The sequence below is a fragment of the Nonomuraea mesophila genome (assembly GCF_004352805.1).
Classification (GTDB): domain Bacteria; phylum Actinomycetota; class Actinomycetes; order Streptosporangiales; family Streptosporangiaceae; genus Nonomuraea; species Nonomuraea longispora.
In genome coordinates this window covers 25,842-36,213 of sequence record NZ_SMLD01000098.1, presented here as the reverse complement: position 1 = coordinate 36,213, position 10,372 = coordinate 25,842, and the positions used below count along the sequence as shown (strand labels likewise).

The following is a 10,372-nucleotide window of genomic DNA, read 5'->3' as shown; positions in this document are numbered from 1 at the left end:
GTCGAGGGATGGTCGGCGGCCTGGATCGGGAGGGGCAGGTTCAGCAGGACCGTGCGCCGCTCCCCCACCGCCACCCGGAAGGCCTCGGCGACCTGGGCCACCGCGTCGCGCGCCGAGGTGACCCGCATCGGCACCGCACCCACCGCCGTGGCGAGCGCGTCCTGGTCGATGTGGAAGTTGGAGCGCACGTCGGTGGCCTCCCCGGCGAGCACGATGAGCGGCGTGCGGCTCTTGGCCGCCTCGGCGATGCCGGTCGTCGCGTTCGTCAGCCCGGGCCCCTGGTGCACGGACACCACCGGGACGCGCCCGCTCATCCTCGCGTAGGCGTCGGCCATGGTGGCGGCCCCGCCCTCGTGGCGGGCGGCGACGAAACGCACGCCGTGGGCCACGAGGGCGTTGGTGACGTGGAAGTTGCCGCTGCCGACCACCCCGAAGGCGGTCTCGACCCCGCAGGCGGCCAGGGCCCGGCCCACGGCCTCGGCGACGGTCAACGTTCCACCAGGGCGAGCACGCGCACCGGGCTGCCGGAGCCGCCCACGATGGGCAGCGGCGGCGCGAGCACCACGGCTCCGGTCGCGGGCAGGCGGTCGAGGTTGCGCAGCTGGGTGAGGCCGTACTTGCCGGCGCCGAGCAGGAAGGAGTGGCAGGGGAAGGGCGGGGTGAAGGAGTGGGCGGCGCCGGCGTCGGTGCCGACGGTCTCGACGCCGAGGCCCGCGATGGGCGTCTCGGCGGCCAGCCACTCGGCGCACTCCACGGAGATGCCGGGCGTGTGGGAGCCGTTCAGGAAGTCGTCCTGGTCGCCGGAGCGGGTGTCCCAGCCGGTGCGGTAGAGCAGCCAGCCGCCGTCGGGCAGCGGGCCGTTGGCGCGCTCCCATTCCTTGACGTGGTCGATGCCCAGCAGGAAGTCGGGATCCTTCGATGCCTCGGCGGCGAAGTCGAGCACGACGGCGGGCGCGATCAGGCTGCGCGGCGGCACCTGCGAGACGTCCTCGCCGTCGCGCCCGGTGACCCAGTGCACGGGCGCGTCGAAATGCGTGCCGGTGTGCTCGCCGGTGTGGATGTCGTTCCAGTACCAGGCGGGGCCGCGGTCGTCGTAGTTGCTGATCTCCTCGAGGGAGAAGCGGATGGTGTTGCTGAACGGCTCGGGCAACTGGAGGATCGGCGTCTCGGACGACAGGGGCGCGGTGAGGTCGACCACCTCGATCGCGCCGCCGCGCACACTGTCGACAAGGCTCTTCAACACCGACATGACTTCCTCCTTGGTGGGCTGTGCGCATCCTCCTACGCACGCCCTACCAGTGCAAACCTCCCTTGTTCAGCCTTTGAGACCGCTGAAGCTCATGGTGGCCACGAAGTGGCGCTGCGCCAGGACGAAGGCGGCCACCAGCGGCAGCACGGCGACGACGTTGCCGGCCATGAGGGCCGACCATTCGGTGTGCCGGGCCCCGGAGAACGTGGCCAGGCCGAGCTGCAGCGTGTAGCTGTCCTCCGAGGAGATGGCGATGAGGGGCCACAGCAGGTCGTTCCAGGCGCCGAGCAGCGTGAACACGACGAGGGTGGCCAGCGCGGGCCGGGCCAGCGGCAGCACCACCCGGAAGAACACGCCGAGCCGGGAGCAGCCGTCGATGGTCGCGGCCTCCTCCAGTTCCTTGGGCAGCGACAGGAAGAACTGCCGCATGAGGAACACGCCGAACGCGGACGCCAGCCACGGGACGATGGCCGCGCCGAGGGTGTCGATGAGGCCCATGTTCTTGAACAGCAGGAACGTGGGGATCATCAGCACCTGCGTGGGCACCATGATGGTCGCCATGAGCGCGCCGAAGGTGAGCCCGCGGCCGCGGAAGCTGAGCCTCGCGAAGCCGTAGCCGGCCAGCGAGCAGAGCACCACGTGCCCGGCGACGGCCGCCACGGCCACGATCACCGTGTTGGCCAGCCACAGCGGGTAGTCGTCCTCGGTGAAGATGCGGGTGAACCCGGCCGTGGTGAAGTGCTCGGGCCAGAGCTTGGGCGGGTAGGTGTTGATGTCGCTGTCCGGCATGAAGGCGGTCAGCACCATCCAGACCAGCGGCGCCACGAACAGCAGCGCGGCCGGCATGAGGAACAGGTGGGCGAGGTGGCGCCGTCTCATCGTGCACTCCTCCACAGGACGGCGCCCGAGATCCCGAGCGTCACGAGGAACAGGACGTAGGCGATGGCCGTGCCGTAGCCGGAGTGGAACAGCTGGAAGGCCTGCCGGTAGAGGTAGAACACGATCGTCGTGGTGGAGTCGAGCGGCTGGCCCTTCGTCGTGGTGTAGACGAGGTCGAACAACTGCAGCGCGGTGATCGTCTGCCAGATCAGCAGGAAGACGGTCGCCGGCCGCAGCTGCGGCAGCACGACGTGGCGCAGCACGTGCCGGCCCACACCGCCGTCGACCCTGGCCGCCTCGACCAGTTCACGCGGGATGTCCTGGAGTGCGGCGAGGTAGACCACGGCGGGCATCCCGACGCCGCCCCAGATCGAGATCACGACGAGCGTGAGCATGGCCTGTCCCGGGTCCTGCAGGAAACCCATCGCGGGCAGCCCGAGGGCCTTCAGCCCGGCGTTGACGATGCCGAAGTCGGGGTCGAACACGAAGTTCGCGAGGATGCCGGTGGCGGCGGCCGAGACGACGTACGGGACGAAGAAGCAGGTGCGGTAGAAGCCGATGAGCCGGATCTTCAGGTTCAGCGCGAGCGCGAGCGCGAGCCCGAGCACCACCGAGCCGGGCACGAACAGCACCGTGTAGAGCGCCGTGTGCCCGGCCGCCGCGGCCAGCTCGGTGTCGCCGAGCATGTCGCGGTAGTTCTGCAGACCGACGTACTCACCACCGGTGAGCAGGTCGCCGTCCCGCAGCGAGAGCAGCAGCGCCCACACCGCGGGGAACAGGCTCAACCCGACGATCACCAGCGTGGCGGGCAGGACGAAGCCCCACCCGGTCAGGTCGGGCAGCAGGCGGCGGGCCCGGCGCCGCCGCCCGCTCACCTGCGCGGCGAACACCGTCATCGGGCCCGCCCGAGCACCGTGTCGGCCTCGGTGGCGGCCGTGGCCAGCGCCTCCTGCGGGGGCGTGCCGCCGACGAGAGCCTCGCTGATCGCGTTGCCGACCTTCTCGGAGAACTCCGGGTACGCCGGCACGTGCGGCCTGGCCTGCTTGGCGTTGTCGAGGTTCGCGGTGAACACGTCCATGTCGGGGATGTCCTTGATGAACTTCTTGTACGCCGGCAGCTCGGTCGTGGCCTTGCGCAGCGGCAGGTTCCCCAGGCCGAGCGTCCACCGGGCGTCCTGCTCGGGGCGGGTGAGCCAGGTGAGGAAGTCGGCGGCGGCCTTGGCCCTGCGCGAGCCGTTGTCGAACACGACCCAGTTGTCCGGCCCGGCGATGGTCTCGTGGTTGCCGTTGTAGCCGGGCAGCACCTGCACGCCGTAGTCGACCTTGTGGTCGATGATGTCGAGCAGCGCCCACGGGCCGGCGATGATCATGCCGACCTTGCCGCTCTGGAACAGCGGCAGGAACTTCTCGCCGTTCTGGTCGAGGTAGACGGACTTGTCCTGGCGGGCCATGGCGCTCCACAGGCCGAGCGCCTGCACCGCCTGCGGGGTGTTGAACGCCGACTTCTTGCCGTCGGGCGTCACGATGGCGCCGCCCTGCTGCCAGATCATCGGCCAGAACCGCCACACGGTGTCCTCGGCGCCGGTGACGGGGTACGCGGTGCCGTACACGCCGTCCTTGGTCAGCTGCTTGGCCGCCGTCCGGAAGTCGTCCCAGGTCCAGTCCTTGTCCGGGTAGTCGAGGCCGGCCGCGTCGAACAACTTCTTGTTGTAGATGACGCCCAGGTTGTCGACCACGGCGGGCACGCCGACGACCTTGCCGTTCACCTCCGACACGGCCCGTTCCGACGGCCAGAAGTCGTCCCAGCCGAACTCCGGCGCCTTCACGGTGGCGGTCAGGTCGTACACCTTGGGGTTCTTGGCCAGGTGCGGCATCCAGGTGCCGTACATGTACGCGATGTCCGGCGCCTTGCCTCCGGCCAGCACCGCCTGGACCTTCTGCAGCATGTCGTCCACGTTCGTGGTGCCGACCGCGGGGGTGATCTTCACGTCCGGGTGGGACTTGTTGTAGTCGGCCGCCAGTTCGTCGATGACCTTGGCCTGGGTCTCGACCTGGCCGTGCCACCAGGTGAGCTCGACCGGCCCGCCGGCCTCGTCCGAGGAGGACGAGCCGCAGCCGGCCAGCAGTCCCGCGACGAGGAGCAGCGCCGCCGCGCCGTGTACTTTCATGACCGCCTCCTGAGCGATGCGGGGAGCAGCTCGCCGTGGGCCTCGAAGAGCGCCTCGCACAGAGCGTCGATCCGCTCGACGGTGAGGCTGGCGGCCGTGTTCGGGTCGGCCATCATGGCGTGCCGCACGTGGTCGCGGCGGCCCTCGGTGACGGCGCGCACGGTGAGCTCGTTGACGTTGACGTAGGCGCGGTTGAGCGCCGCGCACTGGGCGGGCAGATCGCCGACCGCGAGGGGCCGCACGCCGAGCGCGTCGGCGACGCACGGCACCTCGACCACGCAGTCCGCCGGCAGGTTGCCGACCAGGCCCCTGTTCTGGACGTTGCCGTAGACGGTACGGGTGGTTCCGGTGGCGATGCTGTGGATGATCTGCGGGGCGTATTCCATGGTCCCCTCCACGGTGATCGGCCGGCCCGCCCTGAGCGCGTCGCGGGTGGCCTCGTACTGGCGTACGTTCTCCTCGCTGATGCCGACATAGGCGCCGACGGGGATGCGCAGGCGCTCGATCTCGGCCTCGTCGTGCAAGTACCAGGGCACGTACTCGGCCGAGTGCTCGCTGGTCTCCGTCGGGTAGTAGCCGAGCCTGCGGTACATGTCCACGCGGACGCGCCGCAGCAGGCCGGGGTCGCGGGCGATGGCCTCGTCCAGCCGCGGGTACAGGTCCTCGCCGCCCGACTCGAACCGCAACATCCACGACTGGTGGTTGACGCCGGCCGCGAGGTAGGACACCTCCTCGTACGGCACCCCCACGAGCTCGGCCAGGTCGTGGGCCGTCCAGTAGATGGAGTGGCACAGCCCCACGACGTTGCGCACGGGGGTGGCGGCGGCCAGGTACCACACGTTCATGGCCATCGGGTTGGTGTAGTTGAGCAACCACGCGTCGGGACAGACCTCCGCCATGGCCTGCCCGATCCGCTCCAGCGCGGGGAAGGTGCGCAGGGCGCGGAAGATGCCGCCCACGCCGATGGTGTCGGCGATGGTCTGGCGCAGGCCGTGGCGGGCGGGCACCTCGAAGTCGACGCGGGTGGCGTCGATCATGCCGACCTGGATCATGTTGATCGCGAAGTCAGCGCCTTCGAGCGCCCCCCGCAGGCCGAGGTGGGCGGTGATCTTGACGGGGCGGCCGGCGGCGATGACGCGGGCGGCGGCCTCGGCGGTGTCGAGCCGCTCGGGGTGGATGTCGTGCAGCGCCACCTCGAACTCCCCCAGGTCGGGGAAGGCGACCAGGTCCGCCAGCAGGCCCTGGGTGAACTCGACGCTGCCTGCGCCGAGGAAGACGATCTTCATAGCTCTTTCCACGTGGGTTGGGCGGCGGTGCCCCCGGCCGCCTGGGTCGAGAGGGAGCCGCAGGTCACGGCCACCCGCAGGCATTCGGGCAGGCTCATCCCGCGCAGGCGGGCGGCGAGGAACCCGGCGTCGAAGCTGTCGCCGGCGCCGACGGTGTCGACCGGCTCCACGGGCACGGCGGGTGCCCGGGTCAGGCTCCCCCGCTCCCATGCCAGCGCTCCGTCGCCGCCGTTCTTGACGACCACGACGGGCCCGAGCGCGCCCAGCCGCGCCGCGGCGGCCTCGACGCCCTCGGGATGCGGAGCCGGCGGTGCGGTTCCGGCGGACGAGCCGGAGGGCTGGGACAGGCGGGCGGCGATGGCCAGGGCCTCGGCGGCGTTGGGCAGGAGGACGTCCACCTCGCCCAGCACGCCGGCGACGCCGTCCCACGCGCCGGCCGGGTCGTCGTTGGTGTCCAGGGAGGTGGTGGCGCCGCCCCGCCGCTCCCCCGCCAGGAACCCGGGCAGACCGGCCGCCAGCGCGGGTTGCAGGAAATAGGACGACACGTGCACATGCCTGGCCAGGCCGCGCGGCACGTCGTCCACGGTCAGGTCCGGCAGGCAGCCGGGTGAGGTGAGGATGGCCCGGTCCGCCCCGTCGGCCAGGACGACGGTCATGGCGGTCGGCCGGGGACCGATCACGCAGTGGGAGACGTCCACCCCGCGCCCGGCCATGACGTCGAGGACGAAGCGCCCGGCCGCGTCGTCGCCCACGCGGCCGGCGAACGCGGTGCGCAGGCCCAGCCTGGCCGCCCCGCACGCGGTGATGGCGCCGGATCCGCCGAGGACCAGGTCGCCGCCGGAGACGAGTTGCTCGCGCTGGCCGTACGCCAGACCGCGCGGCGCCCCGGAGAGCACCACGTCGGGGTTGGCGTCACCCACGACCAGCAGGTCGAAGTCACGCGCCACGGCAGGCCACGCGGTAGGCGCCGAGCTCGTACTTCTTCTTCAGCGAGTTGAAGTTCTGAGCGTTGGACCGGGCGCAGAAGGCGGAGGGCTTCAGGTTGTACTCGACCTGGAACACCGCCTTGCCCGCCCTGACGAACTGGTCGTAGCCGTGGCCACCGTTCTGGGCGGTGATGCACTCCTCGTACTGCCAGCACTCCTCGTTCACCGCGAAGTCGAAGTACGGCAGGAGCTGTGGGATCTGCTCCACGTCGTTCTTCAGCGCGACGGACAGCCCCCGTTCGTGGGCCTCGTTGGCGAGCCAGGCGTTGTAGGCCAGCTGGTCGGCCGCCTTGAGCGGGAAGCCGCTGTCGTTGCTGTAGGCGTCGACGTTGTCGGGTTCCACCGCGTCGAACCCGGCCGCCTTGCACATGTCGAGTCGGGCTTTCATGATCTCGCCGAGCGTTCCGGTGTACGCGCGGATGTCCAGCCACCGCTCGCCCTCCCACTCTTCGAGAGGCGAGCCGAGCACCTCCTCGGGGAACCGCCCCGCGTCGGGGCGCCAGTCCTCGAACGTGCCGGCGCTGATGTAGCAGACGAGGCCGCGGTGCGGCCTGCCGGCCCTGAGCGACGCCACGATGTCGCCGTCCGCGGCGGCGTCGAAGCCGTCGATGTCGAACATCTGCACGTTCGGATAGGGCTTGGCGGGAAGTGAGGAGAGCTGCCACTGCCAGCTCGTCCTCAACGCGGGCCGCCAGCAGCCGTCGCACGGGACCGGCTCGGGCAGGCCGGTCGCGGCCGCGACGGCGGCCGGAGGGGCTGAGGCCGAGGTCGATGCGGCGGCGGGGACGGATGGGGCCGCCAGGATGGCCAGGACGGCCAGAGCGGCAGTGGATATCAGGGCGGCGGTGGATATCAGGGCGGGAAAACGCAACGGTCACTCCTCGCGAACGACACAGTTCGGGACAAGTGGCGATGCGCGCTGTTCCGCACTCTCCGCTGCGTGTCCGGGCCAGGGACACCGGAGTGGCGCGGCCCATAACCGTAGGGCGTCACGCCAGCACGCTCAGGCATACCTCCCTTCTATTGCCCGCCAGAATTGCGCGTTTCTGCTCTGTTGTCCAGACTTTGACGCATAAAGGCGTCATGAAGCGGTCCACTCCGCGCATCCGCCGGTCTGGAACGCCTTGTCCGTGGTCTCGACGGTGACCGTGGCGGCGCCCGTCGGCATGCCGGTCGCGATCACGTCGCCGTCCGTGCTCCTCAGGCGGGCCCAGTAACACATGCTGAACCCGCCCGCCGGCCCGGACGTGCGGTAGGTGCCGGGCTGGATGTCCCTGCCCACGACGAGCGTGCGCAGGGAGGCGGGGTTGCCGGCCGGCGCGGTGCTCACGCCGCCGCCCTGCGCGGGCCCGCTCTGGGAGGGAACAGGCTGCGAGGGCACGGACTGCGAGGGGACCGGCTGGGACGGCTCGGACTCAGACGGCACAGGCTGGGACGGGACGGGCTGGGACGGCACAGGCTGTGAGGGGACCTCCTGCGACGGGACGGGCTGCGTGGGCGCCGTCGGCTCCGGAGCGCCCGTCACCTCGGTCGTCACCGTGATTTTGGCCGGCGGCGCCTGCGCCGGCGTGCTCGCCCCGAACCCCACGAACACCCCCAGCAGGAACCCGAGGAGAGCGGCGAGCCCCGACACGAGCAGGATGATCGTCGGGCTGCTCGTCGCCCGGGGATACTCAGGTGGAGGAGGGGGCCCGTACATCACGGACCCAGCGTCCCATCACTGTCAACGATGGAGATAGTCGACGAGCGACGCCTTCTCCGTCTCCAGCTCCTCGATCGCGCTCTTGACCACGTCGCCGATGCTGACGATGCCGACGAGCCGGCCGCCGTCGACCACGGGCATGTGCCGGACCCGCTCGGTGGTCATGGTGCGCCGCAGCGACTCGACGTTCTCGCCGGGGCCGACCGTGTGGACCTCGGCGGTCATGATCGCGGACACGGGGTCGTCCAGCACCGCGGCACCACGGTCGTGGAGGCGGCGTACGACGTCGCGCTCCGACACGATGCCCTCGATGACGGCCCCGTCACTGGAGACCACGACGGCTCCGATGTTGTGCTCGGCGAGCTTGGCGAGCAACTCCCGCACGGTTGCGGCCGGCGTCACGGTCGTGACCTCACTGCCCTTGCCACGAAGGATCGTCCCGATGAGCATCTGCACCACCTCTGCCCCTCAGTGTTCCAACCCGCGCGCCAAGGCAAACTGCCCCCTGAGGACGCAGTCATGCGGTCCCGTAGGCTGCCTGCCGTATCCACGTACGGCACGAAGATCCGAAGGACCGCCGCATGACCGAGCCGCTCAACATCGGAAGCCACGACCTGCCCGTCACCGACGAGCTGGCCGCGTTCATGCGGACCGGCTGGGCGCCTTCCCGCCGGGGCGAGGTGAGCGCACGGCCGATCGCGCCGTGGGCCGCCAAGCGCCGCGCCGCGCTGGCCGCGCGCTTCCCCGGCGAACGGCTCGTGGTCCCGTCGGGCACGCTCAAGGTGCGCAGCAACGACAGCGACTACCGGTTCAGGCCGCACAGCGCGTACTCCTATCTGACGGGCGCGTCGGAGTCCGACGACGTGCTGGTGATCGAGCCGTCCGGCGAGGCGGTGCTGTACGTCAGGCCGCGCGCCCCTCGCGAGGAGGGCCAGGAGTTCTACCGCGACCGCCGCTACGGCGAGTTCTGGGCCGGGCCCCGGCCCGACCTGGCGGAGGCCGAGGAGATGTACCAGCTGCGCTGCGCGCACATCCGTGACCTGGAGCTGGAGGGGCGCCCGGCCAGGGTCCTCCGGGGCGTCGACGCCTCGGTGGACGCGCTGGTGGAGCGCGGCGGCGGCGACGCGGAGCTGGAGTCGTTCCTGTCGGAGATGCGGCTGGTCAAGGACGAGTGGGAGCTGGGCGAGCTGCGGCACGCCGTGGACGCGACCGCACGCGGGTTCGAGGACGTCGTCCGCGCGCTGCCGCAGGCCCTCGGGCACCCGCGCGGCGAGCGCTACCTGGAGGGCGTGTTCGGGCTGCGGGCCCGGCTGGAGGGCAACGCGACCGGCTACGACAGCATCGTGGCCGCGGGATCGCACGCCTGCGTGCTGCACTGGATCCGCAACGACGGCCGCCTGTCGCCGGACGAGCTGCTGCTGATGGACGCGGGTGTCGAGGCCGACACCCTCTACACCGCCGACGTCACCCGTACGCTGCCGATCTCGGGGCGCTTCGACGCGGTCCAGCGGCAGGCGTACGAGCTGGTGTACGAAGCGCAGACGGCGGCCATCGCCACGCTCAGGCCGGGGGCCCGCTTCCGCGACTTCCACCTGGCGGCCATGCGCGTCATCTGCGACGGCCTGCGCGACTGGGGCCTGCTGAAGGGCTCGACCGACTCCCTCTTGGAGAGCGGCCTCTACCGGCGCTACACGCTGTGCAGCAGCGGCCACATGCTCGGGCTCGACGTGCACGACTGCGCGCGGGCGCGGGCGGAGGTCTATCTGGACGGCGTGCTGGAGGAGGGCCACGTGCTCACGGTGGAGCCCGGCCTGTACTTCCAGCCCGACGACCTGACGCTGCCCGGAGAGCTGCGCGGCATCGGCATCCGCATCGAGGACGACCTGGTCGTGACCGCGGACGGCGCCACCCTGCTGTCCGGCGGGCTCCCCCGCCACCCCGACGAGATCGAGTCCTGGATGGCCACCCTGGCGTAACGGGCCGGTCACGTTTCGTGCGGAGCTGACAAGGTGTGAGCTGCGTCTCATACCTTTTCCTCAAATTCCCGCCAGAGCATCGACTGCCGGTCAACCCGTCAGTAGGGTGACTGATCCGTAGGCGGCG

The 10,372-nt window shown here is 70.9% G+C and carries 11 protein-coding genes; 1 reads left to right on the top strand and 10 read right to left on the bottom strand.

What is annotated here, in order from left to right; all coding sequences use genetic code 11:
- The 10 genes from E1295_RS30265 to E1295_RS30220 form a co-directional block, all read right to left on the bottom strand.
- A partial coding sequence (locus E1295_RS30265) for a thiamine pyrophosphate-binding protein (RefSeq protein WP_246080518.1) occupies positions 1-491 on the bottom strand: 491 nt, incomplete at its 3' end.
- On the bottom strand, positions 488-1,249 hold the full coding sequence (locus tag E1295_RS30260; protein WP_132635258.1) for a cyclase family protein: 762 nt from the start codon (positions 1,247-1,249) through the stop codon (positions 488-490). The genes E1295_RS30265 and E1295_RS30260, both read right to left, overlap by 4 nt.
- Positions 1,250-1,315: 66 nt before the next feature.
- The gene (locus E1295_RS30255) at positions 1,316-2,128 is read right to left on the bottom strand and encodes a carbohydrate ABC transporter permease (protein ID WP_132635255.1); all 813 of its coding nucleotides are present in this window, start codon (positions 2,126-2,128) and stop codon (positions 1,316-1,318) included.
- Complete coding sequence (locus E1295_RS30250) at positions 2,125-3,024, bottom strand: carbohydrate ABC transporter permease (RefSeq protein WP_132635252.1); 900 nt, start codon at positions 3,022-3,024, stop codon at positions 2,125-2,127. The genes E1295_RS30255 and E1295_RS30250 overlap by 4 nt, the downstream gene beginning before the upstream one ends.
- On the bottom strand, positions 3,021-4,295 hold the full coding sequence (locus E1295_RS30245; RefSeq protein ID WP_132635249.1) for an ABC transporter substrate-binding protein: 1,275 nt from the start codon (positions 4,293-4,295) through the stop codon (positions 3,021-3,023). Before E1295_RS30245 ends, E1295_RS30250 begins: the two co-directional genes overlap by 4 nt.
- The gene (gene melA, locus E1295_RS30240; protein WP_132635246.1) at positions 4,292-5,581 is read right to left on the bottom strand and encodes an alpha-glucosidase/alpha-galactosidase; all 1,290 of its coding nucleotides are present in this window, start codon (positions 5,579-5,581) and stop codon (positions 4,292-4,294) included. Before melA ends, E1295_RS30245 begins: the two co-directional genes overlap by 4 nt.
- The gene (locus tag E1295_RS30235) at positions 5,578-6,528 is read right to left on the bottom strand and encodes a carbohydrate kinase family protein (RefSeq protein WP_132635243.1); all 951 of its coding nucleotides are present in this window, start codon (positions 6,526-6,528) and stop codon (positions 5,578-5,580) included. Before E1295_RS30235 ends, melA begins: the two co-directional genes overlap by 4 nt.
- The gene (locus tag E1295_RS30230) at positions 6,518-7,438 is read right to left on the bottom strand and encodes an endo alpha-1,4 polygalactosaminidase (protein ID WP_220448965.1); all 921 of its coding nucleotides are present in this window, start codon (positions 7,436-7,438) and stop codon (positions 6,518-6,520) included. The genes E1295_RS30235 and E1295_RS30230 overlap by 11 nt, the downstream gene beginning before the upstream one ends.
- A gap of 210 nt (positions 7,439-7,648) precedes the next feature.
- The gene (locus tag E1295_RS30225) at positions 7,649-8,266 is read right to left on the bottom strand and encodes an Rv1352/Rv1906c domain-containing protein (RefSeq protein WP_484214003.1); all 618 of its coding nucleotides are present in this window, start codon (positions 8,264-8,266) and stop codon (positions 7,649-7,651) included.
- 24 nt (positions 8,267-8,290) lie between these two features.
- Entirely contained in the window at positions 8,291-8,719 is a 429-nt protein-coding gene (locus tag E1295_RS30220; RefSeq protein ID WP_132635237.1) for a CBS domain-containing protein, read from the bottom strand.
- 131 nt (positions 8,720-8,850) lie between these two features.
- On the opposite strand from E1295_RS30220, the gene E1295_RS30215 reads away from it, so the two are divergent.
- Positions 8,851-10,245, top strand: a complete 1,395-nt coding sequence (locus E1295_RS30215) for an aminopeptidase P family protein (RefSeq protein WP_132635234.1) — start codon at positions 8,851-8,853, stop codon at positions 10,243-10,245.
- Positions 10,246-10,372: the final 127 nt, after the last annotated feature.